This is a genomic window from Hydrotalea sandarakina (assembly GCF_003254115.1).
Taxonomy (GTDB): Bacteria; Bacteroidota; Bacteroidia; order Chitinophagales; family Chitinophagaceae; genus Hydrotalea; species Hydrotalea sandarakina.
The window spans coordinates 47836-72588 of the sequence record NZ_QKZV01000012.1; the positions used below are offsets into that span (position 1 = coordinate 47836).

A 24753-nucleotide genomic window follows, 5' to 3' on the forward strand; every position below is an offset into this window, starting at 1 on the left:
AACATGAAATGGCTATCACTGCTGTTGTTCACCTGTTGTATGTCGGTATTAAAAGCACAGGTATATGTTGATTCGGTTTATATGCCCACCATTGGCAATGTTTCTTTTTTTATTCAAAACAATCAGCAAAGCATGCCCGTTATTCACTTAAACTCGGGCGAACAGTTGGAATTGCATTTTGATGATATGGTTAGTTATCCCCGTAATTATTACTATACATTTGTCTTATGCAATGCCGACTGGCAACCTGCCGATGTTAGTATTTTCGATTACTTAAAAGGATTTCAACAGCAAACCATTAATCAATACCGCATTTCATCCATTACACCCGAAAGGTATGTGGCTTACCAATTATTATTACCTGATGCCAATGCTATGCCTGCAGTAAGCGGAAATTATATTTTAAAAGTTTTTTTAGATGGCGATACTTCCAAATTGGCATTTACCCGCCGCTTTTTTGTGGTGCACAACAGGGTTGATATTGCTGCGAATATTGCTCAGCCATTCAATAGCCAGTTGTTTTTAACCCATCAAAAAGTGCAATTAAGCATTAACATAAAAGATTTAAATATATTAAATCCGCAGCAGCAGCTAAAGGTAATGATTATGCAAAATTATCGATGGGATAATGCCATTACGGGTATTCAACCTGTATTTATTAATAACAATATTTATCAATACAATGCTGAGCAAGATTGCGTATTCCCGGGTGGAAAAGAATACCGTTGGGCTAATTTAGAAAGCTTCCGTTATCAAAGTGAAAGAGTGGCTGCGGTTGATAAATCAACCTTTCCATATCAGGTATATTTGAAGAATGATTATGACTTATCGGGGCAACCCTACTTGTTAATGAACGATATTAATGGTTGGTACACCATTAGTACCACTGAAATGGTGAATCCCTGGTGGCAAACCGACTATGCTTATGTGCATTTCACTTTTGTACCTCCCGGCAATCATGCATTTACCGGGCAGAATGTTTATATTTTAGGAGCACTTACCAACAATCAATTAACAGAAAAGAATAAAATGCATTTTAATGCAGATAAAGGTGTTTATGAGAAAACTTTGTTTTTGAAACAGGGATATTACAATTATACTTATGTTACACGTCCTGCCGATGAAACTTCGGGACCGGGATTTTTGAAACTTACCGATGGTAATAGTTGGGAAACGGAAAATGATTATACCATTTTTGTATATTATCGTTCATTAAACGACAGATATGATGAATTAGTGGGCATGCTTACCATTAACTCCCGATTCAATCGGCAGCGATAATTAGTGCGTATTCTCTTCATCTACAATTTCAACGGTTGAAATGTTGCTATTCAAAGTTTGTCCCAAATTATTACCCGCCCAAATAGCCATTTTGTAAGCCCCCTTATTTAAAGAAGGTAAGGCAATTTTCAACGTATCAACAATATAGTGGTTAGCTGCAATATGCCGGTATTCCGGATAATGTAAGCTTTTAATGATTTTGTTTTGTCCTTTATGCATCAATACAATGCCAACATCGGTTTTAAAATCGTTGGTGTGTAAGTAATAAGGTTTAGGCAGTGTGTTTTTAACTATAATGGGAACATGAATGGTGTCGCCGCTGTGTAAAGTTTTATCGGGTAAAGTATAATGGATTTGTAAAAATTGTGTTGAAAAAAAAGCATTGGTACTCCATTCTTTTTCTTGTGAATAGGGTATGGGGCTAGCGGCAATCGTATCGGGTAAATTTCCAACAATGAGTACCGGTTTCCCAATCCAGTTTTTTTGTTCATTCCAAATATCAAATTGCGAATTTCTGTTATCAATGGTGGCAATAGACACGGCAGGTTTTCCGGTAAAATAATAATACAAGGCAGGTTCTATATGATTGTCTATAAAAACAACGGGTTTATTTTTGGCCATTTTTGCAATGGCCTCATATTTCAGTGCATTGCCCGAAAAGCCCATTTGTTTTGGCAAAATATTTAATATTAATGCTGTTCGTAAACCTAAAATCAGTATTACAGAAGCTACTATTAGTTTTCTGCTCAAATTTAAAAATGAAGTACTATCTGTTAAGTATTCATTAACAACAATTAACATGGGTACTGCCGCAGCAATGGTCCAATGCGGTTCTGCATGCCCTCTGAATGTAGTTAACCAAAATAATACAACAAATCCTACAATATTGTAATAAAGTGCCCTATGATATAAATCGGATTTGTGATATTTTATTATCATAAAAATGGCAGTAATGAAAATTATGGGGTTAAACGATAATAATTGGTTAGGAATGTATTCCCAGAAATAGGCCCATTTAAACGTTACAGCTCTTTCAACTACATGAAATTTTACAGAAGGGAACCCATTGTTAAACTGCCAAATAATATGAGGTAAAAAAAGCAGTAAGGTTGCACTTGCAATAGCATACATTACCGGTTTTTTAAACAAGGCAGGGTTAGAAAATAAGGTAAGTGCTATCACTAAAAAACCCTGGTATTTGCTGTACAAAAGGCCTGTACTGCTTAAAATAAGTAATACCACATTCCATACATTTATTTTATACAGGAATTGTTGGTAAGCATACAGGAAAAGTGCCGTAAAAAAAAGCAGCGGTGCATCGGGGGTACTTAAAAAACCATATACCGTGAACATTACCACAGAAAAGGCTGAAAGAAAAAAGAAATTAATTTGTTGGTTGGTGGGTTTGTTTTTTAAATTTAATTGTTGCCAAATAAGCCATAAAACAATGGGTTGTAAAACAACACTAAAAAAACGCACTTTCAAAATATTATGAAAAATAAGGCTGCTGAGATGAATTAATAATGCAACAAATGGCGGATGATCAAAATAACCCCACGCTAAATGCCGGCTGTATAAAAAATAGTAAGCCTCATCTTCTTGAATATTGGTATATATGGCTTGTATCAGATTGATGAAGAACCAAACTGCCAGAAATATGTAAAATTTTTTATTACCCTTCATTGCCAAACTTTTTTTATAAAGAATTTGTTTAGCGGGTAATGGTGAAAAAGCGGGTGAACTAAAGCAAGGTGATATTGCTTTTTATTACCGTTGCAAAATTAATTACTCTTTTTCGGCTTCAAAAGAACAAAAGTCACACAACTTGTAAAAAAAATACATAAAGCATTACTTTTTTTACTGCGGATGGTTTACAAATAATGGCACTCGTTAAAAAAACGATACCATCAATTCGTAATAATTTAATTACTTGTCTTACATTTGCACCCGGCAGGTCTTACACGACCAGCTCCTGCTGAACCTCCCCAGGGCAGGAATGCAGCAAGGATAGGCGGTTGTAGCGGTGCGATGTGAGTAGCCTGCCATTTTTCTTTTCACTTCGTGAAATGATATTACAGCTTCAGTCTATTATTCACGGTTTAAATAGTTTATCATGAAATTTTTTATTGATACCGCTAATTTGGCTCAAATAAAAGAAGCCAACGATTTAGGTATTTTAGATGGTGTTACCACCAACCCCTCACTAATGGCAAAAGAAGGTGTTAAAGGAACAGACGCAATTATGAATCATTATAAAACCATTTGTGAAATGGTGAATGGTGATATCAGTGCAGAAGTATTTTCTACAGACTTTGATGGCATTATTGCTGAAGGTAAAAAGTTAGCAGCCATTCATCCAAACATTGTGGTTAAGGTGCCCATGATTAAAGATGGTGTAAAGGCCATAAAATGGTTTACGGACAATGGTATTAAAACCAATTGTACTTTAGTGTTTTCAGCCGGTCAGGCAATTTTAGCTGCTAAAGCAGGTGCAAAATATGTATCTCCCTTTTTGGGTCGTATTGATGACAGCAATTGGGATGGGGTTGATTTAATTGCTCAAATTGCGCACATTTACTCCGTACAAGGTTTTGAAACAGAAATTTTAGCTGCTTCAATTCGCAGCTCATTACATATAGTAAAGTGTGCAGAAGCCGGTGCCGATGTTTGCACTTGCCCCCTCGATTCAATTTTAGGTTTATTGAAACATCCTTTAACTGACATTGGTTTAGCCAAGTTTTTAGAAGATGCTAAAAAAATGTAATGTTTAGTTTCATAGTTATATCAGAAAATCTACATACACTGTATGTAGATTTTTTTTAATAGAAAATCTTTCTTTATGCTTGCTTGGGTACTTATTGCTGCAACAATTATCATAATTGCCATCATTATTTTTTGGCCACGCCATAAAAAGGTTAAACCCATGCCCAATAATTGGCGGCAATTGTTGCAACAAAATGTTCAATTTTACAGGGCTTTAAGCGCATCTGAAAAAGCAATATTTGAGCAAAGGGTAATGCAATTTTTGAGTAATGTAGCTATTCATCCGGTGAAAACTACTTTAACGGATTTAGATACGGTGTTGATTGGCAGCAGTGCCATTATTCCTATTTGGGGTTTTCCTAAATGGCAATATTTTAATTTAAAACATATTCTATTGTATCCCAACGCATTTGAGGCACAAACTTTTGATATACAAGGTGAAAACCGCGATGTATTGGGTATGGTAGGAACGGGAGTCATGAATCAGATGATGATATTATCGCAAGATGCACTTAGGGAAGGTTTTTTGAACAATTATTCAAAAAGCAATACAGCCATTCATGAATTTGTGCATTTGTTAGACAAGTCGGATGGTGCTACCGATGGTATTCCCGAAAATTTATTATCCAAACCTTATGTAATGCCTTGGGTAAAGTTGATGCATGAAACCATTCAACAAATGCAGCAACAACATTCAGACATTAACATTTATGGGGCAACCAATCCTGCAGAATTTTTGGCAGTTGTAAGTGAATATTTTTTTTCACAACCCCATTTATTGGCGGAACATCATCCGCAATTGTATGAGCTGTTAGAAAAAATATTTCATCAAAATCCGGCATCATTCAACACACAGCCGGCTACATAAAATTAAGTTAATAATACTTTGCGGCCTAATCGATTACTTTCAAATGCTTTTTCAATAATATCAATCACTTCAGTGCTCTCATCAATGGTAACGGGTAAGGGCTTGCCATGAACCAGCGCCTGAAATAAATCTTCAAAATAGCCCATATAATCGCCTTTTTCAGTGGGTACATGCTCTTTTACCACTTTGCCGTTGATTACGGTATGCAGTAAGCCTTCTTCTTCTTTCGGTTCAATACCCCAATTTGGCATAGTGGGTTTCATACCTTCAATTAAATGTTTCTCCTGCACATCTGCTTTCGATTTTAAAAAAGTGCCTAAAGTGCCAAATACAATATATCCTGGTAAAGGTTCCCGAATAAAATAGCCGCTTTTTAAACGAACCCTGGTTTTAGGATAATACAACAATACTTCAAAATAATCGTCAATTACACTTCCGGGGCGGGTATAAGCAATATCGGCAAATAATGCCTCGGGTTTGCCAAACAGTTGCAATGCCTGATCAATTAAATGCGATCCTAAATCGTATAAAACACCGGTACCGGGTTTACCGGTTTCTTTGTGGGCTTTTGAACTTAATTGAGGCGCATAGCGATCAAACCTTAACTCCGCTTCTACAATATTGCCCAATACCCCCGATGTAATAATGCGTTTAGTGGTTAAATAATCGCTATTGTAGCGCCTGTTTTGGTAAGGGCATATTATTTTATTTTTTTCAATGGCCAATTGTTTTAGTTGCTTTGCCTCTTGTACTGTAACGGTTATCGGCTTTTCTAAAACAACGTTTTTTCCGGCTAACAATGCCTTTTGGGTGTACTCAAAGTGGGTATCGTTAGGGGTATTCACAATTACTAAATCAATATCATCTTCCAACAATTCATCAATACTATCATACGATTTTACATGCGGATAAATTTGTTGTATTTGTTTTCTGCTTCTTTCCCAGGCTCCTTTTAGCTGGTAACCCGGATGTGCATCAATAAAAGGCGCATGAAATACTTTACCACTCATTCCAAATGAAAGTAGCGCTGTTTTAATGGGTGCATTCATGATTAAGAAAAATTTGTAATAATTGAATGGAATCTATCTTATAATTCGGTTGCCCGAAGCTACAATATTTTGAAGTAGTTTCTTATCATTTTTTTCTATTAATCAACTGCCAAACAGTATTTATTTTTATAATGTAATTGGTTAAAACAGCATTTTGTTGATCAATAGGCAAAAATTCACAACAACCCAATACTATTTTTGTTGATAAAGTGAAATGCAGGTAAAAGACTTGAAAGTTTTTTATCGCTTTTGAGTAAGGCATTATTATACGCGGAAAAATGTTTAAGTATGCATGATGTAATTATAGTGGGTAGCGGGTTAAGTGGATTGGTGGCTGCGCAGCAGTTGCAGCAATTCGGTAAAAAAATATTGGTGCTGGAAGCTCAGTCAATTATTGGGGGTAGAATTCAAACTTATACCGGTATCAACGGTACACCTATGGAAATGGGTGCTACCTGGTTGGGTAACAAGCATACTTTTTTACGGCAATTATTAAAGCAATCCGGTATAACCTTGTTTGAACAATGGCAAGGTGGTAATGCCATTATTGAAGCACAAGGTGTAATGGAACAATATGCCATGCCGGCGGCAGAGCCTTATTATAGAATAGCCGGTGGCAGTTCTTCCATTATACAATACCTTGCTAAAACCATAGGCCCTGCAACCATTCATACGAATGCGGCAGTAACCGCTATTGAATTGAAGGATAATTATGTGCAAGTAATGTGTAGCAATGGAAATTCATACACTTCTACTTCCGTTATTATTGCTATTCCCCCACAAGTGGCTGCTAAAACTATCACATTTCAACCTTCATTACCCAATCAATTATTACAAGTAATGCAGCAAACCCAAACCTGGATGGCCGGTTCCATTAAATTTGCCTTAGCCTATACAGCCCCATTTTGGAAACAAGCATTCAATATAAGCACTATATATAGCGATAAAGGTCCGGCTACAGAAATGTACGACCATACCGATGCAACGGAGCAGCATTTTGCTTTAAAAGGATTTTTATTGCCCCAATTGAGTAAAGCAATGCCATTACAAAGAAAAGAGTGGGTGGCACAACAAGTTCAGCGCTATTTTGGTACTATGGCTAATACATTTATTCAATATACGGATTATGTATGGTGTAATATTTGGGTAGGCTGTGGCGAAGAACAAAACCACTTGTTGCCACACCAAAATAACGGTCATTATTTATATACCAACAGTTATATGAATGAACGGTTATTTTGGGCGGGCACTGAAACAGCACAGCAATTCGGCGGCTATATGGATGGAGCAGTTGAAGCCGGTTTACGTGCTGCAAGGGCCATACTACAAATGCCCATACATTAAAAAGGTATTAATGTGGCGTTGTGTGTATGCAGCCATTCATCCTGATGCCTTGTTAAGTTTTAAAAGGTTCAGTTATCTTCGTACACATTTTAAATAAGGGTTGCCACCCAATATCTGTTTTTTTCTGTTGGCTTTCAGAAATTAATTATTAAATTATTTTATGCGAAAAATTAATTTATTATTGGCAAGCATTTTTATTTTTCTGTGCAATGGGTCACTGTGGGCACAATTGCCTCCTATAGAAAACAGTGCTACCATTTACTTGCAAATGAAAAAATTGAATGTATTGGGTAGTGTTTTATATGTTGCTGCGCATCCCGATGATGAAAACAATACTTTATTGCCATATTTAGCGAAGGGCGCATTGTATAAAACTGCTTATTTAAGTTTAACCCGTGGTGATGGGGGACAAAATTTAATTGGTGATGAACAGGGTTTTGAATTGGGCTTAATAAGAACAGAAGAATTGCTGGCTGCCCGCCGCATTGACGGCAGTGGCCAATATTTTAGCCGTGCTTACGAATTTGGATTTAGTAAAAGTGCCGACGAGGCTTTACACACTTGGGATAAAGACAAAGTATTGGCAGATATTGTATGGGTTATACGCAAATACCAGCCCGACATTATTATTACCCGATTTCCACGCGATAAGCGTGCAGGCCATGGCCACCATTGGGCTTCGGCTATTTTAGCCAATGAAGCCTTTAAAGCTGCCGCCGACCCAACACAATTTCCCGAACAATTTCAATACGGCGTGAAGCCCTGGCAAGCCAAGCGTATTTTGTGGAACACATACAACTTTGGAAGTGTGAATACAACTGCTAATGATCAGTTGAAAATTGAGGTAGGCGGATACAATGCTTTGTTAGGCGAGAGCTATGGAGAAATTGGCGGTGAAGCAAGAAGTATGCACAAAAGCCAAGGCGAAGGCAGGCCAAGAAGAGCAGGCAATATTACGGAATATTTTACCACTACCGGGGGTACACCACCCGATAGTACTTTGATGGATGGGATTAATATTACCTGGACAAGAATTAAAGGTGGCGCTGCCATTATACCAAAAGTTGATGCATTGTTGAAACAATATGATATTCAACATCCCGAACAATCAATTCCTGCATTGGTAGAAATCTATCATGCCATAGAACAACTGCCTGAACAAAATAACTGGACAAAAGAGAAGTTGAAAGAAGTGAAAGATTTAATAGTTGCCTGCAGTGGTTTAATGGCAGAAGTTGCCAGTAACAATGAATATGCCGTACAGGGCCAACACATGCAATTACAATTTTTTGTAAACAAACGGTTACCCGCTGCTGTACAGTTACAGCAAATTAGCTTAGCCAGCGAACAAACTACCTTATTTGATACAACCTTACGCACCAACTTATCAACCAACAATAATATTGCCTTCGATAAACAATTCCCCGTGGCATTGCAACAGCCCATTTCTCAACCTTATTGGTTGGCCAAACCCATGGAGAATGAGGGTATGTTTACGGTAACGGACCAAACCTTAATTGGCAGACCTGAAAGTAAGCCTGCTTATACTGCAACTTTTACTTTTATGGTAGATGATATTGCTTTTACTATTCAAAAGCCTGTGCAATACAAGTATGTTGATCCTGTTAGGGGAGAAGTGTATGATCCCTTTGTTGTTACGCCGCCCGTTATTGTTGGCTTGCAACCCAATGTAGCATTGAATAATGTTATTCGTAATGGGAAGCCTATACGCACGCCCGACATGCATTTGCAATTACAGGCCAATTACAATGCCGCTTCTGTACCGGTAACATTTCAATTACGACAAGGGACTAACGTTATTTATTCAAAAGATACGGTATTGCAATTTGAAAACGGGAAAAACTATGCATGGACTGTTCCTTTAAATACAGTATTTCAAACCAATCAGCCACAAATAATTCAACCTTCGGTAACCTTGCCCGTACTGGGTCAAAAAGAAACCTATCATTACAATTTAAAACGTATAGCCTACAATCATATTCCTACCATACATTATTTTTATACCGACAGTGTAAAAGTAATTACCGAGCCTATAAAGGTGGTGGGTACGAAAGTTGGATATGTAGCCGGTGCAGGCGATAAACTACCCGAAGCCATTCAGCAATTAGGTTATTCCGTGCAAATGTTGCAGGAGCAAGATATAACGGATGAAAAGTTACGTCAATTTGATGCCGTTATTATTGGCATTCGTGCCTATAATATTCATGAGTTTTTAACCACTAAAAACGATATTCTCAATCGCTACATTTACAATGGGGGTAACCTGATTATTCAATATTTCAAAAGCAACTATATTAATAACAAACCTGTAAAAGCAGGGCCTTATTCTTTTTTGGTAAATGGAAGTCCACGGGTTACAGAAGAAAATTCACCCGTAGAATTCGTATTACCCAAACATAGTGTATTGAATTATCCGAACACCATTACTGAAAAAGATTTTGAAGGATGGGTACAAGAGCGAAGCACTTATCAGGCACAAACCAACGATACACATTTTGAAATGCCGCTTCAAATGCACGATAGCGGTGAAGCACCCTCAAAAGGTAGTTTGCTGATTGCCCCTTATGGTAAAGGCAATGTGGCTTATGTTAGTTTGGTATTGTTTAGGCAATTACCTGCAGGTGTGCCCGGTGCTTATAAATTAATGGCCAATTTAATTGCATTACCTAAACACAATTAATTACATGCATCCACGAAAAAAAATAGGTTTTGTTACTTTATTAATTATTGGAATTGCGTTGGGGTTTTTAATTAAAAATGTGAAAATAGGTTTGATAATTGGCTTGGCCATAGGCTTGTTTGCCGGAAGTTTGGTGAATAGTAAATAAGTATGCTGCGGCAAATTGGTTAAACTTTTTAAAAAATGACTTCAAAAGGAGTAATTACTTTCCGGTTTGCCAATTATTCCGTAAAATGCAATATCAAAGCAACTGTTTATGCTTAGAAGTTTGCATAAAGTGCTATTTTAAAAAAAGTGCAGTGTAAAGAAAAATCAATGCAACCATGTCATCTAATAAAAATATATCTTTTTGGTCGGGATGGAACAAATGGTATATACTGATTGTAGTTGTATTGGTTGTTGAAATTTTATTTTTTTCCTGGTTTACTCATTATTTTTCATGAACCGAATAGACTGGCTGGTACTTATACTTATACTATCGGGCATTATAGCTTACGGATTGTATAAAAGCAGAACAGAAAAAAATCTGGATGGCTATTTTTTGTCCAATCGGTCTATGCCCTGGTATTTAATTTTACTCAGTGTAATGGGTACTCAGGCAAGTGCCATTACTTTTCTTTCCGCCCCCGGGCAGGCATTTACTGACGGTATGCGCTTTGTGCAATACTATTTTGGTTTGCCCTTAGCAATGATTGTTATTTGCATCAGCTTCGTGCCTTTGTTCAGTAAATTAAAAGTATATACGGCTTATGAATTTTTAGAGCAACGGTTTAATTTACATACAAGGGTATTTACTTCATTTTTATTTCTGTTATCCCGTGGGCTTTCTACCGGTATTAGTATTTATGCACCTGCCATTATTCTTTCCTCTTTGTTTGGCTGGAACATTTATCTCACCAATATTTTAATGGGGGGCTTATTAATTATTTATACGGTTAGTGGCGGTGCCAAAGCAGTAGCCTATACCCAACAATTACAGTTGGCGATTATTTTTATTGGAATGATAGTGGCAGCTTATATGATAGTGCATCTTTTACCTAACGGTGTAGGGTTTACGGATGCTTTAAAAATTAGTGGCAGCAGTGGTAAGTTAAATGTCATTACCACCGGAATATCATCAAAAGGGTTTAACTGGAATGATAAATACAATTTATTCAGTGGCATTATTGGAGGCTTTTTTCTAGCCTTATCTTATTTCGGTACCGATCAAAGCCAGGTGGGGCGTTACTTAACAGCCAAAAATGATAAAGAAAGTAAAGTTGGTTTATTAATGAATGGATTGGTAAAAGTGCCCATGCAATTCGGTATATTATTAATTGGCGCATTGTTATTTACGTTTTATCAATTTACCCGTCAACCTATTTTTTTCAATCAGGTAGTACACGAGCAGCTATTGCAAAGCAGTGAAAAAAACAATGCCCTTCAGTTAGAAGCTGCCTACAATCAAATCAATCAGCAAAAGCAACAAGTGTTGGCACATTGGAATGATAATACCTTATTAGCCAAACAGCAGTTACAACAGTTAAACAATCAGGCTGCGGATGTAAAAAACAACTATCAACAATTATTACAAAAGGCAGGTATTACTGGCGATACTAATGATACTAACTATATTTTTTTACGGTTTGTTATTGATTATTTACCGCATGGTTTGGTAGGTTTATTAATTGCTATCATTTTTTTAGCCTCGTGGGGATCTATTGCAGCAGCTTTAAATTCATTGGCAGCTACATCGGTCATTGATTTTCATTTGCGATTTAAGAAATCAGCTACCGATATGCCTGCCAATTTTGATGATGCACTGAGCAAGTATCATATTTCAAAATATTACACATTAGCCTGGGGCATTTTTTGCATTGTAATAGCCGAGTTTGTAATAGGCATGGGCAGTTTAATAGAAGCCGTAAATGTGTTGGGCTCATTGTTTTATGGGGTAATACTCGGTATTTTTTTAGTGGCCTTTTACATGAAACAAATAAAAGGCAACGCCGTATTTTGGGCGGCTATATTCAGTGAACTGGTAGTGATTTTAATATTTGTGTTGAACAAATACAACATTATTGGTATTAGCTTTTTATGGCTAAATGTAATTGGTGCATTATTGGTTATGCTGTTGGGCCTGTTGTTTCAATATGTTTTCTCCATCCGCCAACCTGTTTGAAAATGGCCATTCTTTATTGCTTTTGGCTTTTAAAAAATAAGCCAAGGTACCTAAGGCCGTTACCGTTATTCCTCCCAGCATCATAGTAGTACCTGTTGATATAAAAATATACAGCCATATTAAAATAGCCAGTACAGCCGGTATAGGATACAAAGGCATTCGCCATGCAAAGTATTGTTTCCCTTTACGTTTTACCAATAAAATTAAACCAACCGACTGTCCGATAAATTGTATTAAAATACGCATGGCTAAAATAGCATCAATTACATCGCGCAGCCGGAATAATAAGCTGAATACAAAGGCTGTTGCCCCCAACACCAAAAGCGATACATAAGGAAAATGTTTGGTAGGATGCAGTTTTGCAAACACTTTAAAAAAAGCCCCATCTGCCGCTGCGGCATAGGGAATACGGCTATAGCCCAAAGTAGCGGAAAACACAGATGCAAATGCTACCCATAAAATTAATAAGGTTGCTACTTTGGCGGCTGAATTACCTGCTATTTGTTCAATAAAACTGCTCACCACAAATTTGCTTTGTTGAATAACCGGTAAGGGTAATACTCCTGCAATACTGATATTCATTAATAAATACAATACTGCAATGCCCGCAATGGAAATAAACATACTACGCGGAATATTTTTGCGGGGATGTTTAATTTCGCCACCTAAGTGGCAAACATTATAATAACCCAAATAGCTGTACACCGTTTTAACGCTGGCAAATCCCAATGAAGCTGCAAAGGCATGATTAATGGTTAATCCATCATTCATGTGTAAAATAGGTTGCATAAAATGGCCATGCAATAAGCCGCCGCTAATTATCCAAACCATGGTAAACAATACACCGCTCCATAAAAACACACTAATTTTTCCAATAGCATCAATTTTTCTATACAATAAAAAAACAATGGCAATAACAACGGTTCCGCTAATGCATTTTGACACGAAATTGCTGTAAGGAAATAAAAAAGAGGCATACTGTGCAAAGCCAATAGCCGCAGAGGCTATTACCAATGGGGCTTGAATCATGGTTTGCCATACAAATAAAAAGCTCATTAACTTCCCCCACTTGGGGCCATAGCCTTCTTTTAAAAAGTTATAACTACCCCCCGCTAAAGGAAAAGTAGCACCCAATTGACTCCATACATTTGCATCAATTACCGACAGCAAAGCGCCGGCTATCCAGGCATACAAATACCAAGGGCCATTCATACTTTCGGCTACCACACTCAACACCACAAAAGGGCCAATACCCACCATATCCGTCATGTTAATGGCAGTAGCTTGTAATAAACTAATCTTTCTGTCTAGTTTTGGTTTATTCATCTTCAGTTTACAAAATAAGGCTTTTCTTTGTTGTAAACATTGTGTTGTTATGGCCAATCATTTTCCCATGGTGAACTGGGCTAACGGAGCCGGTATTTATGAAGTAAATATTCGGCAATACACCCCCGAGGGTACCTTTCAGGCATTTGCTAAACATTTACCCCGTTTACAACAAATGGGGGTACGTATATTGTGGTTCATGCCCATTACACCCATTAGTCATGAAAAGCGGTTAGGGGTATTGGGCAGCTATTATGCTTGCAGTACCTATACGGATATTAATCCTGAGTTTGGAACTATTGCTGATTTTCAACATGTGGTACAACAAGCACAGGCGTTGGGTATGAAAGTGATTATTGATTGGGTGGCCAATCATACCGGATGGGATCATGAATGGACGAAAGCGCATCCCGATTGGTATATCAAAGATGCCCACGGTGGGTTTACCGAACAGAATGGTTGGACTGATGTAATAGATTTAGATTATACCAATGCAGCTATGCGCAAAGCCATGATAGCGGCCATGCAATTCTGGATAAAAACCGCCCATATTGATGGGTTTAGGTGCGATATGGCCCACTTGGTGCCTTTAGATTTTTGGGTAGAAGCCCGCAGGCAATGTGATGCCGTTAAGCCCTTGTTTTGGTTAGCTGAAACTGAAAATGTAGCATATCATGATGCCTTTGATGTTAGTTATGCCTGGGAATGGATGCATCAAACAGAAGCCTATGCCAAAGGAAATGCGCCATTAAGTGCATTATATAATGTATTGCATCATTACACACAATATCCCCCCAATAGTTTTAAATTATTTTTCACGGCTAACCACGATGAAAATAGTTGGAACGGTACCGAGTATGAAAAATATGGAGGGGCAGCATTGCCATTGGCTGTACATAGTTTTTTATGGAAAGGCTTCCCGCTCATTTACAGCGGTCAGGAAAATCCCAATAAAAAACGTCTTTCTTTTTTCAATAAAGATTTGATTGAATGGCAGCCTGCACCTGCTTTAGCTTCATTTTATAGTACTTTATCTAAATTACGTCAATCACCCATCGTTATGGAAGGTGATACCTTTATTTTACCTGTTGATGGTAACAATATTATGGCCTTCATACGCCATTGGCAAAACGAAGTACTATTGGTATTATTGAATTTAAGCGGCGAACCGCGCCAAAAATTGGTTGTGCAACATGCATTATTAAATGGTGCATTTACCAATGTTTTTTCCGGTATTACCCACACTTTAACGGCACCTGCTTCATTTGAATTGCAGGCATTTGAGTATTTGGTGTACCATAAGCAAGGGTAAGTAAAGGTAATAGAGTTGAATTGTGCAGTTGCATAATTTGTTCGACAGCTTCCACAATTGTGGGACTTCTGAGTACTTCGATGACAACCAATCACAAATTTTGATACAAGCACTGTACTTGATATAACCATGTTAGACCCCTTAGTGGCAAACAGCTGTAATAAACCTTTTCTCTATTTTTCATTTGTATCAATTCGTTCAAAAATCAATTCTGTTAAAGTATTTACGTCACTTTCAATTGTACCTTTCATATATCGTTCGTAAACACTTTTGTTGTCAGGGGGTGTAAGATTTAGTGTAAAGCCTTTCTCTAATGCAAGTAATCTTAAAAATTCTCGTTGTGTTCGTCCGTTTCCTTCTCTGAAGGGGTGCAAATAATTGATGTTATCTAAAATTTCTGCCAATTTCTCGGATATCATTTTTTTGTTATTTTTTGGAATTTTTTTAAAGTCGGCAATTAATTGGTTAATGTACCTAAAAGCGTTGTCAAAGTATGATGTAGGGAAGAATTGTTTACCCTCTTTGCTAATTTCAACTTTGCGCTTTTTGCCTGCCCAAACATAAATGTCTTGAAATAAATGTCTGTGAATTTCAAAAAGGGAGTTAATGTCCTTTATTTTTATTGGCTTTTCGTAAAGTTCTTGTAGACGTTTTGTTACCGCACCACTTTCAACAAAGAGTAATACCTCAGGGTCTGTGATTTCTTGTAAATTCCTTAATAGCCCTGTTTTTGGGTTTGTGTAGGTTTAGTCAGGGTCTATGTATTTGTAGGAATTATTAGACATAAGCTTTTTGTTTGGCAAATGCTACAAATTCTTTAAGCGCAATTTTTCCTGTCACATAGTCCCTAATGATTTCAATTCCTTTTGGTGTTGGTTTAAATCCTTCAAACATATTACTTCCCAAAGCGTTCGCGGTGCTTTCAAGTGTTTTCAAGTCTGAAAATTTTACACCCATTATTGTCAGATTTTTTCTGTCTATTTCGATTGTGTTGAACATGTTTTCCATTATTCAATTATATTCAAATTTACGGAATATTCAGGTCAAGTCGCTTGTTACTGTTGCTTTAAAATGGTTATTTACAACTTAATTTCCAATGTGTTGCTACCACAAGGGCTGTATTTCCATCCATTAGGTTATGTTGCGTAAGTACATCTTTATTTTTAAACGCAATTTGCAAATGCAGGGGCAGAACTTGCAGTCCAAGTAATGCTGCCAGCTGTTGTGCAGCTTCCTGCAAAGACAATCCTTGTTTTAATAGTTGAATTAAGTGGCCTGTAATGCGTTGTTGCAAACCCTTTTGTGGGGTTAGTTGCCGATAAATGGCACTGGCAACGGGTGAAGCTATTTTCAGCCATTCACTGTATTGGCGTTGTTTGGCAAAAGCCGGATCGGCGAAAAAGCGTTGTTGATTGATAGAAGTTTTGGAACGCACCAATTGTCGGCCGTTCACCACATAAAAAGTAAACCCGTTAATAGTACCCGAAATAAAAGTGTAGGGAATGGTAGCCATATGATATTGATTTTTTATTATACAATATACAACATTGCATAGGCCGTTTCCAAATTTTTTTGATGGTTTTTTGGGCGTTTATCATGGTTGAATTTAGCTGATTGAATAAATGTATAGGGCAGCTACACAGGTTCGAAGCCCCTTCGATACATGGCCCACTCAACAGCGTTGCGCAACGCTGTTGACCCGAAGCAGGGTGGGAGAAGGGTGGAAGGAATGTGGATAAAGGATGGGCAAATGATATATAAAAAATTTGGATGGTGACGTCAAAATGTATATTTTTATTTCGATATAGATAATCGTTCAACTTAGTCATTTGAACGTGTGACTGAGCGTAGCGAAGCTGTGTAATGAATGGTAAAATAAACATTCAAAAAGCGTTATAAAAGGCAAGCGGGTTTCATTGTATTTTATTAATGTAAGTAAGGTAATGCAGCACATTGTTTTAAAAGCAATACAGCATCAAGGTACTGAATGTATAGGCATTTATTTTAATTATGATATACAGCTTAATGCATTGATAAAACAAATAGCAGGCATTAGGTGGAGTAAAACACATTCCTGTTGGTACTTGCCCTATAATGATAGTAATCATGAATTAATTATCAGCACCTTAAGTCCTTTTGCTTTTACCAATGAACTACCCATAAAACCTGCGAACAAAGCGGAGGGTGCGTTGCTTAAACAACCGGTTAAGCCCATGCTTAAAGCAGGGATTAACCAAACGGGTATAATTAGCGAAGAAAATAATAAAGCACTAAGCATGCTGGTGCAGCACCTGAAATTAAAAGCCTATAGCCCTTCTACCATCAAAACTTACAAAAATGAATTTAGTCAGTTGCTGAAAACAATAAAGCAAAAAGATGTTAATACGTTGACTTTGGATGATTTACGACGCTATATGGTATATGTATTGGATAAAGAGGGGATAAGTGAAAATACAGCGCACAGCAGGCTGAATGCCTTAAAATTCTATTTTGAACAAGTGTTGGGGAGAGAAAAGTTTTTGTTTGAAATACCAAGGCCTAAAAAGCCCCTGCTACTACCGAAATTATTGAATGAAAAAGAATTAGGGCGTTTGTTTAATGCCTTAACGAATAAAAAGCATAAAGCCATGTTATTTACCGCGTATAGTGCGGGATTAAGGGTAAGTGAAATTGTAGCATTAAAGTTATCGGATATAGACAGTTGTCGTATGCAAATATTGGTAAGACAAGCAAAAGGGAAAAAAGACAGGTATGTCAATTTAAGTCCTGTGTTATTAGATATATTAAGAAAATATATAAGTACGTACCGCCCCAAGCCAAGAGAGTATTTATTTGAATCAGAACAAACGCATACCTGTTATCCTACCAGAACGGTACAACAAATTTTCATGAATGCAAAAAGAAAGGCAGGCATTACAAAAGATGTAGGCGTGCATAGTTTACGACATAGTTTTGCAACGCACTTGTTAGATAAAGGAACGGATATAAGATATATAAAGGAATTATTAGGACATTTTGATATAAAGACAACGGAAAGGTATTTGCATGTCAGCAAACGAAATTTGGTAAACATTATAAGTCCATTAGATGATTTGATGAAGCAAGAAAGCATAGAATGGTAAGCATAGCAAAAGGGAAGGGACAATCTACAATTAATAATAGCAAAGTATTGATTGTGAACAATTTGCAAGAAATGAGTAATACAATGAAGAAAATGCAAGTAAGAAAAAAATACCCGGGCAAATTGTCCTAATGAAAATTAGGATTGTATAATACTAATGCGCTGGTTATCAGACGCTTATTTTTTAAGGAAAGATTATTTTATAACGTATATTTACGTGTTGCAAGCAATACGGCAATCAGCTTTCAATTAATAGGGTTAGACAGAAAGCATTTATCTACTTATAGGTTGACTTGAATAAAAGCCCACATTGGCTTGACATTCTTTGTTTTGATTATATACATATTTTATTCTATAGTATTTCAATTTGACATAAGTTTCGGGTGGACTTTTATCCAAGTCAATAAGGGTAGGACAGGAAATGCATTTTTATGTCATACGCTACTAACAGACAAAAACGAGTTGCCGCATATTTTGCAACGACCCACAGCAGTTCATTGGTTTTGGGGAAAGTCTTTGGTGGACACATTTGATTTCATTTTGACACAATTTTTATTTTCAAATAGCTTTCAAAATTGTTTTTGTTTTTTATGCAGTGTTAGGTAGACAAAATTTGCTTGCTTTGTTAGACACAAGTGTTTATTAAAAAGACAATTTGAAGCGGCATTGGTTCTTTGCAATTTCATAAGCATGCCACAAGACATTTTTTGGTTGACAATTGAGCGAAAGTAATATTGCAAAGTTTTAAATGGAATGTACTGCTTGCAACATGGGCTTTGTGCAAGTGGGGCAGGACGGAATAACAATCTGCTTTTGTAAAGCTACTGAGCATTTGTCGGGTCTTGACGAAAAAATATCAACTTTAGTTTTTAAATTCGATTTTATATTTTTAATAGGCATCGGTTGTGGGCAGACGGAATACTAATTCCCCACCTGCACAAAGCCCGAACGTTACCGGCAAGCTTAGAACGACCATGAAAATTATTTCTACACTTATTTTGACACTGACCTTAGCGACAGGTTTTGCTCAATTTGCAGACAATACAGATAGACACAACGAGAGAAATGTTTATCTGCAAGCCTTGAAGCAATATCTTGACTTTAGAGCGACAGACTCATTCTATTCTAAGCTTAAACATATTGACACACTCTACGTTTACAAAGACACAAAGACGACGGACAGTTTACTCAATAAAATTGGGACAACAACTATTATTATGATTGACGACCCATATACATTTATTAAAGCCAGAGGCGGACAAGGAATAACACTTTACAGCATTTTTCCTTTGGACTTTGAAAATGGTGAGTTTTGGGTTTCATTTGTTCCTTTTATCGTGACAATTGACAAAAAGCGAAAACGTGGACTTATGTTTTCAAATCCTGGAAGCTATAAAATTGTTTATAAGTTTGACAACGGACATTTTGTTTTTGTGCGACTTGAAGACCATGGAATATGACAAGCCAGCCGGTAACATGGGGTTTGCTGCTATGCTGGTGGACGAATAAATTCTCATCTTTTTGTTCGCTATCAGCAGCGGTTCGGTCAGACGTAATTCTATTCAGCTTTATTTCCTAATTTCATCATCGGTAATTCTTTTGGGCTGCAGTTCCGGGCTGGATGTTATAAAATACCAGCACAGCAGCAAGCCCTGTACGTTAGCGGCAACCTTATGACGACTGTACAACTTTCAAGCGACAAAGAAAAAACCGAAGTGAGTAACAAGGTAAATCTCGACATACTGACAGCATTTGAAATATACAAGGACGCAGTTTTTAGTGTAGATGCAGACTTGCGTTTCTGGCAGTCATTTTTGAAACTTTCAATTGACGAATACAAAAACAAAGGTTCACGACCAGACGAAGTTTTTTCGGCAATTTTCCTTGCTTACAATATCAATCCATCGACAAACGCTGGACTTCTAAAGACACACGAGAAAGTTCTTTCAATAAAAAATTTGGACTTAGACAAACACAGTCAGGACTTTTTTGCCTGGGTGACAAATCTTTCAATTCTTAAAACTTATAATGCTTTAGAGGTTTTCCTTTTGCAAGCCATTCATTTAAGATACTTTCCCAATCAAAAAAATCCGATTGAGGGTAAAAAGGCGGTTGAGCAAATCAATAGAGAAATCAAGGCATACTTGACAACTCAAAACATCAATTCAGACACAAAGAATAACAGACACATCATTGAGTTTCTCAAACAACAGTCAATGGACATAACCTCATTTTTGAAATTGCCGATACGAATTGACTTGACAACAAATTGGGAAAGTTTCTTTGAGCTTATTTCAATTCTACGAAATGTAATTGCTCACCAAGGAACAATCGTGAGTGCAGACACACACAACGAAATTAAATCAAAAGCTAAAGACATTTTCCAAAGACACTTTGCTTTACCTAAAGACGACAATGACTACATGAAACTTCACCCACTTGCTGACCAATTTTTGAACTTCACCTCTCTCTATAATGACTTTGCGGTTAATACTGTAAAGTTGATGTATAATGAGAACGACCTGACAATGTTTAAGATGACATGAGAAAATTTACTCGGACAAACAGTAAGGCAGCCGCTAACAGCCGTTTTGCAAAAGCGGGGTTTTCATGCTTCTATGACAGTGAAGTGCTAAACTCAAGTTTTGTACATCTAACAAAGTTTAGTGCTGAAAATTCCCGCCTTCGCAAAGCGGCAAACCGTTGGGCGTAATGCTATAGTGACAGTTAATATTGAAAATTACGGTTCGACAAACGAACTTTTTGATTAAATTTGAAGATTGACTTTTAATAATATGGCGACAGCTAAAAAATATAAAATCAAGGACGAGAAACCTTCAATAGTTGAAGACCTTTTCAATCCTTACAATGTGGGTGCAAGACCATTTTTAAAATGGGCAGGCGGCAAAGGACAATTGCTCGATAAATTTCGAGAACTCTATCCCAAACAGCTAAAACAAAAAAAAATTAAAACTTTTTACGAGCCGTTTTTAGGTAGTGGCGCAGTTTTCTTTGACATTGCACAAAATTACGACATAGAAAGTGCATATCTATACGACATTAATGAAGAACTAATTTTAACTTACCAAGTTATTCAAAAAGACGTTTCAAAACTGCTTGAATTTCTGTATCGTTACCAAAAAAACTATCTGAAACTCGACAAAAAACAAAGGCAGGAGTTTTATTACGAACAGAGGACTAACTACAATTTACAACGCTTCAACATTGACTACAACAAGTATTCAGAACAATGGTTTCCGAGAGCAGCCCAACTTATTTTCTTAAACCGGACTTGCTATAACGGACTTTATAGAGTTAATTCAAAAGGAGAATTTAATTCACCGGCAGGCGACTACGAAAACCCAACAATTTGCGATGAACAAAACTTAATGGCAGTTCACCAAGTTTTGCAAATTGCGGAGATTAAAAAAGCTGACTTTAGACAAGTTGTTGCAGACTTGAAGGAGAAATCATTTGTGTATTTCGATCCGCCATACAGACCTATTAGCAAGACAGCAAACTTCAAATCATACAGCAAACACGATTTTACCGACAACGAACAAATCGAACTTGCAAAGTTATTCAGAGAACTTGACAAGGAAGGAATAAAAGTAATGTTGAGCAATTCCGATCCCAAAAACAATGACACTACTGACAATTTTTTTGATAAATTATACAGCGACTACAATATATTGAGAATTCCTGCAAGAAGAATGATAAACTCCGACCCAGCAAAACGTGGTGCAATTAATGAAATCGTTGTTACAAACTATTCAATCGCATAAATGGAAAAGGGAACTAAAAGCAATATTACAGGTAATCAACTTGAAGTAACAATAAAGACAGTTTTGACAGGAAAAGGATTTGAGCTATTAAATTATCGAGTTTGGGAAAAAAACAAAGAGAAATACGGAGAAGAACTACTTCTCGAAAATGTTCCATTTACAACAATTTACGAGCATAAAGGTAACACAGAATTTCTGCTCATATCCAAAAAATATGACTTAAGAATAAGAATAGAATGTAAGTGGCAACAAGTCGCAGGTTCAGTTGACGAGAAACTACCCTATTTGTATTTAAACACCATAGAAGCAATGCCTGAAAATTCAATTATGATTTTAATTGACGGAGCAGGTTGGAAAGCGGGAGCAATTAAATGGTTAAAGGACGCTGTTAAACAAAAGAAATACACCACAGAAGATACAAAGAACAAAGAAATTTTTGTGTTCAGTTTGACAGAATTTTTCACTTGGGCAAACAAGACATTCAACAAGTGACGAAAGAAGAAGCACATACGCCCAACACGGGTTTTGCGTCAGGCGGGGTGACGTGCAAACTTGGAGCTTTGTGCTTCTATTCAAGTTCAGTGCAGGTTGACAGTTTTGTGCTCCGAAACCCGCCCGAACGCAAAGCCCGAAACCGTTGGCTGTAACCTAGCAGCGACCTTTAACAACATTGTAAGACATAAATAACTATTTTACTTACTCATCAAATTATATGTTATGAAAAAAATAATGACACTACTGACTTTAGCCACATTCTTTGGCTTGACACAAACCGCTTCTGCACAAACAAAATCAGGAGACGACATTACAATTAGTTCTGACAAAGTAGTTTTTGACAAAGACCCACAGTTTATATGTAAACAACTTATTTACAATGACAAGACACATGTAATGACATTGACAGACAATGTTTCACTCAAGACAGACAAATTTGAATTTGCAGACGCAGGCAAAGTTGTTTATAATGAGAAAACAAAAAAACTTATAATCTACGACTGCAAAGGTTTTACTATTGACGGTAAAATAGTAGTAAAAGACAATGTTTCCGAAGTAAAGACAGTTGAATATACTTTGGGAGACGACACAGTATATCTACTATAAAATCGGCTACAGCCAACAGTGGGTTTGCTGCTATGCTGGCAGACGAATAAATCCTCATCTTTTTGTTCGCTATCAGCAGCGGTTCGGGCTCGACGTTCAATGTTCAGCTTTTTGTTGTTAACTTCAACTTCAGTTTTTCAATCAGCAGCGGTTCCGGGCTGGACATTATAAAATACCAGCACAGCAGCAAGCCCTGCTCGTTGTACACCATTATATTTGACCTCTCTAAATTTTTAATTACAAATATTTACCAGCAACTAAATATTTAGTTTACTTTGACTAATCTTTTTTGTTATTAAATCTAATATGAAAAGTTTTTCTCTTTTTTTCATTACTTACTTTTTTTTGCAACACACGTTCGGACAAAACATTCTTGATTTTAAAATCAGTAAATCTTATTGCATTTTTAATTTTTTGGAAACTGCTGGCAGTAACAATCGTGAAATTTCTTGGACTTACAAGAAATATATTGATGATAATATTCCAAAAGATGATACAGTTTTTAAAACAATTATTTCTCAATTTAAAAATTTGCAACTTGACTATTCTTATCAATTAAAAGATATTCCTGAAAACAGGCATCAATATCGTTCAACATACGACCTTATAATTGCTGCAGCAGTTAGGGCGAATAGTTTAAAAGATTTTAAAGAAAGAATTATCGGCATTCTTCCTAATAGCTCACAGCAAAAACTACTTAAATTACTTAATTTATGCGAACCATATTATGACAAGTACATTTGGAATAAATATCAAAAGACAGCGTCCAGACAATTAAATAATTTGAAAAAATATCAAGCTCAAACAAACTTCATCTTTAATAACTTCAAACACTTTTATAATTCTGTATGGTTAAGTAATGTTCCATTTATTGTATCCGTTTTTCCAATACCTGGCACAACAGGAAATACATTTGCAACTCCACACTTCAATACTTTATGTGTTGGTTTGCTGACTGGCGACACTAATTACATATCCGCAGTAAGTATTGCATTGCATGAAATGTGTCATTCTCTTTATGATGAACAATCACCAGAGTTTCAACAACAGCTTAGCAGTTATTTTTCTAATGATACTTCCATGTATAAGACGGTTGCTTATGCTTATTTTAATGAAGCATTGGCAACTGCTTGTGGAAACGGATGGTCGTATAAATATTTAAGCTCCAAGCTTGACACTAGTGAATGGTATCATCATGATTACATTAATGGCTTTGCACATTCACTGTATCCATTGGTTGACAATTATATAAAACAAAAAAAGAATATTGACAGCAGTTTTATTACAGAATCAATTAACCTTTTTGCAAAGCAGTTTCCAAAATCAATTTATGACTATGGACTAATGTTTAGAAAATTGATGATTTACACAGATGGCTCACAAGAAAGTAGTAGCATGGTCAGTAATATTGGAAAATATTATTGGATGGGTTATGCCAACTTACTCTCACCAATTAATGACTCAAGCAACCTTGACAATTTAAATAAAAGCACTGGCACACAATTAGTAGTTTTAAATCAAAACGACACTTTAAGTATTAAAAGTTTGCAGCAAATATTTCCTCAATTAGGAAGTAACATTAATTCAATAAACAAAAGTTTTTATTTAAGTTTCTATGACCATAAACAAAGACCAATCATTATTATTAAAGCAAATTCAACAGATGACTTTGAAAAAATCCTGCAACAAATCAAAAGCGAGAAGTACATGAATATAACACAATTGTTACACGTGACAGAATAACGGTGTACAACAAAAGTATTGCTGCAAGCGAGGCAGACACAACGCAGCCTCAGCAGCAAATCGCTATTCATCTGCAGTTCCTGCGTGACGAAACGCAGGTGAGCATTTGTAGTAAACATCAACAATAAACATTAATTTAGCTTCGGTTATCGGATGACACAGTTCTATTGCCCCGCCTGCAAGCAATACCTGTTCGTT

At 36.6% G+C, this 24753-nt stretch carries 21 protein-coding genes and 1 other RNA gene; 16 read left to right on the forward strand and 6 right to left on the reverse strand.

Annotated features, from left to right (window positions below; genetic code table 11):
- Positions 1-3 precede the first annotated feature (3 nt).
- Positions 4-1281, forward strand: a complete 1278-nt coding sequence (locus LX80_RS13535; protein ID WP_111297188.1) for a type IX secretion system plug protein — start codon at positions 4-6, stop codon at positions 1279-1281.
- Here the strand turns inward: LX80_RS13535 and LX80_RS13540 are convergent, their stop codons facing one another.
- Complete coding sequence (locus LX80_RS13540; protein WP_111297189.1) at positions 1282-2964, reverse strand: ArnT family glycosyltransferase; 1683 nt, start codon at positions 2962-2964, stop codon at positions 1282-1284.
- A 265-nt stretch (positions 2965-3229) separates the two neighbouring features.
- Between LX80_RS13540 and ffs the strand changes: the two genes are divergently transcribed.
- From ffs to LX80_RS13555, 3 genes are all read left to right on the forward strand, one after another.
- Positions 3230-3329, forward strand: an RNA gene (gene ffs, locus LX80_RS13545) — signal recognition particle sRNA small type.
- A gap of 65 nt (positions 3330-3394) precedes the next feature.
- Positions 3395-4045: a fructose-6-phosphate aldolase gene (gene fsa / locus LX80_RS13550; protein ID WP_111297190.1), complete on the forward strand. Its 651-nt coding sequence runs from the start codon at positions 3395-3397 to the stop codon at positions 4043-4045.
- A gap of 75 nt (positions 4046-4120) precedes the next feature.
- A complete protein-coding gene (locus tag LX80_RS13555) occupies positions 4121-4912 on the forward strand; it encodes a M90 family metallopeptidase (RefSeq protein WP_111297191.1) in 792 nt (263 codons plus the stop codon).
- A gap of 2 nt (positions 4913-4914) precedes the next feature.
- Here LX80_RS13555 and LX80_RS13560 read toward each other — a convergent pair whose 3' ends face one another.
- Entirely contained in the window at positions 4915-5961 is a 1047-nt protein-coding gene (locus LX80_RS13560; protein ID WP_245898066.1) for a Gfo/Idh/MocA family oxidoreductase, read from the reverse strand.
- A gap of 288 nt (positions 5962-6249) precedes the next feature.
- On the opposite strand from LX80_RS13560, the gene LX80_RS13565 reads away from it, so the two are divergent.
- From LX80_RS13565 to LX80_RS13575, 4 genes are all read left to right on the forward strand, one after another.
- Positions 6250-7305 carry a flavin monoamine oxidase family protein gene (locus LX80_RS13565; protein ID WP_111297192.1) on the forward strand — a complete coding sequence of 352 codons (1056 nt, stop codon included), beginning with the start codon at positions 6250-6252 and terminating at the stop codon, positions 7303-7305.
- Between the two features lie 160 nt (positions 7306-7465).
- Positions 7466-10006 carry a PIG-L family deacetylase gene (locus tag LX80_RS13570; RefSeq protein ID WP_111297193.1) on the forward strand — a complete coding sequence of 847 codons (2541 nt, stop codon included), beginning with the start codon at positions 7466-7468 and terminating at the stop codon, positions 10004-10006.
- A 4-nt stretch (positions 10007-10010) separates the two neighbouring features.
- Positions 10011-10154, forward strand: a complete 144-nt coding sequence (locus tag LX80_RS14525; RefSeq protein WP_170120469.1) for a hypothetical protein — start codon at positions 10011-10013, stop codon at positions 10152-10154.
- 291 nt (positions 10155-10445) lie between these two features.
- On the forward strand, positions 10446-12167 hold the full coding sequence (locus LX80_RS13575) for a sodium:solute symporter (protein ID WP_111297194.1): 1722 nt from the start codon (positions 10446-10448) through the stop codon (positions 12165-12167).
- On the opposite strand, the gene LX80_RS13580 is transcribed toward LX80_RS13575, so the two are convergent.
- Entirely contained in the window at positions 12105-13493 is a 1389-nt protein-coding gene (locus LX80_RS13580) for an APC family permease (RefSeq protein ID WP_111297195.1), read from the reverse strand. The genes LX80_RS13575 and LX80_RS13580 overlap by 63 nt on opposite strands.
- A gap of 49 nt (positions 13494-13542) precedes the next feature.
- Here LX80_RS13580 and LX80_RS13585 point away from each other — a divergent pair, with 49 nt between their 5' ends.
- Positions 13543-14805 carry an alpha-amylase family glycosyl hydrolase gene (locus LX80_RS13585; RefSeq protein WP_211307778.1) on the forward strand — a complete coding sequence of 421 codons (1263 nt, stop codon included), beginning with the start codon at positions 13543-13545 and terminating at the stop codon, positions 14803-14805.
- Positions 14806-14978: 173 nt separating this feature from the next.
- Here the strand turns inward: LX80_RS13585 and LX80_RS13590 are convergent, their stop codons facing one another.
- The 3 genes from LX80_RS13590 to LX80_RS13600 all read right to left on the reverse strand — a co-directional run bounded on the left by LX80_RS13590 (position 14979) and on the right by LX80_RS13600 (position 16318).
- On the reverse strand, positions 14979-15506 hold the full coding sequence (locus LX80_RS13590; RefSeq protein WP_211307781.1) for a Fic/DOC family protein: 528 nt from the start codon (positions 15504-15506) through the stop codon (positions 14979-14981).
- Between the two features lie 76 nt (positions 15507-15582).
- The gene (locus tag LX80_RS13595; protein WP_211307779.1) at positions 15583-15762 is read right to left on the reverse strand and encodes an antitoxin VbhA family protein; all 180 of its coding nucleotides are present in this window, start codon (positions 15760-15762) and stop codon (positions 15583-15585) included.
- Positions 15763-15880: 118 nt separating this feature from the next.
- Positions 15881-16318 (reverse strand): hypothetical protein, encoded by a 438-nt coding sequence (locus LX80_RS13600; protein WP_111297196.1) that lies wholly within the window; start codon positions 16316-16318, stop codon positions 15881-15883.
- Between the two features lie 430 nt (positions 16319-16748).
- Between LX80_RS13600 and LX80_RS13605 the strand changes: the two genes are divergently transcribed.
- From LX80_RS13605 to LX80_RS13635, 7 genes are all read left to right on the forward strand, one after another.
- On the forward strand, positions 16749-17927 hold the full coding sequence (locus tag LX80_RS13605) for a tyrosine-type recombinase/integrase (RefSeq protein WP_111297197.1): 1179 nt from the start codon (positions 16749-16751) through the stop codon (positions 17925-17927).
- 973 nt (positions 17928-18900) lie between these two features.
- Positions 18901-19386 (forward strand): hypothetical protein, encoded by a 486-nt coding sequence (locus LX80_RS13610; protein WP_111297198.1) that lies wholly within the window; start codon positions 18901-18903, stop codon positions 19384-19386.
- Between the two features lie 213 nt (positions 19387-19599).
- Entirely contained in the window at positions 19600-20472 is an 873-nt protein-coding gene (locus LX80_RS13615) for a hypothetical protein (RefSeq protein ID WP_111297199.1), read from the forward strand.
- A gap of 249 nt (positions 20473-20721) precedes the next feature.
- On the forward strand, positions 20722-21711 hold the full coding sequence (locus tag LX80_RS13620; RefSeq protein ID WP_084180081.1) for a DNA adenine methylase: 990 nt from the start codon (positions 20722-20724) through the stop codon (positions 21709-21711).
- Complete coding sequence (locus LX80_RS13625; protein ID WP_111297200.1) at positions 21712-22203, forward strand: PD-(D/E)XK nuclease superfamily protein; 492 nt, start codon at positions 21712-21714, stop codon at positions 22201-22203. It begins immediately after the preceding gene.
- Between the two features lie 225 nt (positions 22204-22428).
- Complete coding sequence (locus LX80_RS13630; RefSeq protein WP_111297201.1) at positions 22429-22812, forward strand: hypothetical protein; 384 nt, start codon at positions 22429-22431, stop codon at positions 22810-22812.
- 306 nt (positions 22813-23118) lie between these two features.
- The gene (locus LX80_RS13635) at positions 23119-24555 is read left to right on the forward strand and encodes a hypothetical protein (protein ID WP_111297202.1); all 1437 of its coding nucleotides are present in this window, start codon (positions 23119-23121) and stop codon (positions 24553-24555) included.
- Positions 24556-24753 lie beyond the last annotated feature (198 nt).

What these genes read in the sequence shown, in the direction of transcription:
- LX80_RS13535 (WP_111297188.1), top strand. Translation starts at nt 4, where the DNA reads ATGAAATGGCTATCACTGCTGTTGTTCACCTGTTGTATGTCGGTATTA.
- LX80_RS13540 (WP_111297189.1), bottom strand. Translation starts at nt 2,964, where the DNA reads ATGAAGGGTAATAAAAAATTTTACATATTTCTGGCAGTTTGGTTCTTC.
- fsa (WP_111297190.1), top strand. Translation starts at nt 3,395, where the DNA reads ATGAAATTTTTTATTGATACCGCTAATTTGGCTCAAATAAAAGAAGCC.
- LX80_RS13555 (WP_111297191.1), top strand. Translation starts at nt 4,121, where the DNA reads ATGCTTGCTTGGGTACTTATTGCTGCAACAATTATCATAATTGCCATC.
- LX80_RS13560 (WP_245898066.1), bottom strand. Translation starts at nt 5,961, where the DNA reads ATGAATGCACCCATTAAAACAGCGCTACTTTCATTTGGAATGAGTGGT.
- LX80_RS13565 (WP_111297192.1), top strand. Translation starts at nt 6,250, where the DNA reads ATGCATGATGTAATTATAGTGGGTAGCGGGTTAAGTGGATTGGTGGCT.
- LX80_RS13570 (WP_111297193.1), top strand. Translation starts at nt 7,466, where the DNA reads ATGCGAAAAATTAATTTATTATTGGCAAGCATTTTTATTTTTCTGTGC.
- LX80_RS14525 (WP_170120469.1), top strand. Translation starts at nt 10,011, where the DNA reads ATGCATCCACGAAAAAAAATAGGTTTTGTTACTTTATTAATTATTGGA.
- LX80_RS13575 (WP_111297194.1), top strand. Translation starts at nt 10,446, where the DNA reads ATGAACCGAATAGACTGGCTGGTACTTATACTTATACTATCGGGCATT.
- LX80_RS13580 (WP_111297195.1), bottom strand. Translation starts at nt 13,493, where the DNA reads ATGAATAAACCAAAACTAGACAGAAAGATTAGTTTATTACAAGCTACT.
- LX80_RS13585 (WP_211307778.1), top strand. Translation starts at nt 13,543, where the DNA reads ATGGCCAATCATTTTCCCATGGTGAACTGGGCTAACGGAGCCGGTATT.
- LX80_RS13595 (WP_211307779.1), bottom strand. Translation starts at nt 15,762, where the DNA reads ATGGGTGTAAAATTTTCAGACTTGAAAACACTTGAAAGCACCGCGAAC.
- LX80_RS13600 (WP_111297196.1), bottom strand. Translation starts at nt 16,318, where the DNA reads ATGGCTACCATTCCCTACACTTTTATTTCGGGTACTATTAACGGGTTT.
- LX80_RS13605 (WP_111297197.1), top strand. Translation starts at nt 16,749, where the DNA reads ATGCAGCACATTGTTTTAAAAGCAATACAGCATCAAGGTACTGAATGT.
- LX80_RS13610 (WP_111297198.1), top strand. Translation starts at nt 18,901, where the DNA reads ATGAAAATTATTTCTACACTTATTTTGACACTGACCTTAGCGACAGGT.
- LX80_RS13615 (WP_111297199.1), top strand. Translation starts at nt 19,600, where the DNA reads ATGACGACTGTACAACTTTCAAGCGACAAAGAAAAAACCGAAGTGAGT.
- LX80_RS13620 (WP_084180081.1), top strand. Translation starts at nt 20,722, where the DNA reads ATGGCGACAGCTAAAAAATATAAAATCAAGGACGAGAAACCTTCAATA.
- LX80_RS13625 (WP_111297200.1), top strand. Translation starts at nt 21,712, where the DNA reads ATGGAAAAGGGAACTAAAAGCAATATTACAGGTAATCAACTTGAAGTA.
- LX80_RS13630 (WP_111297201.1), top strand. Translation starts at nt 22,429, where the DNA reads ATGAAAAAAATAATGACACTACTGACTTTAGCCACATTCTTTGGCTTG.
- LX80_RS13635 (WP_111297202.1), top strand. Translation starts at nt 23,119, where the DNA reads ATGAAAAGTTTTTCTCTTTTTTTCATTACTTACTTTTTTTTGCAACAC.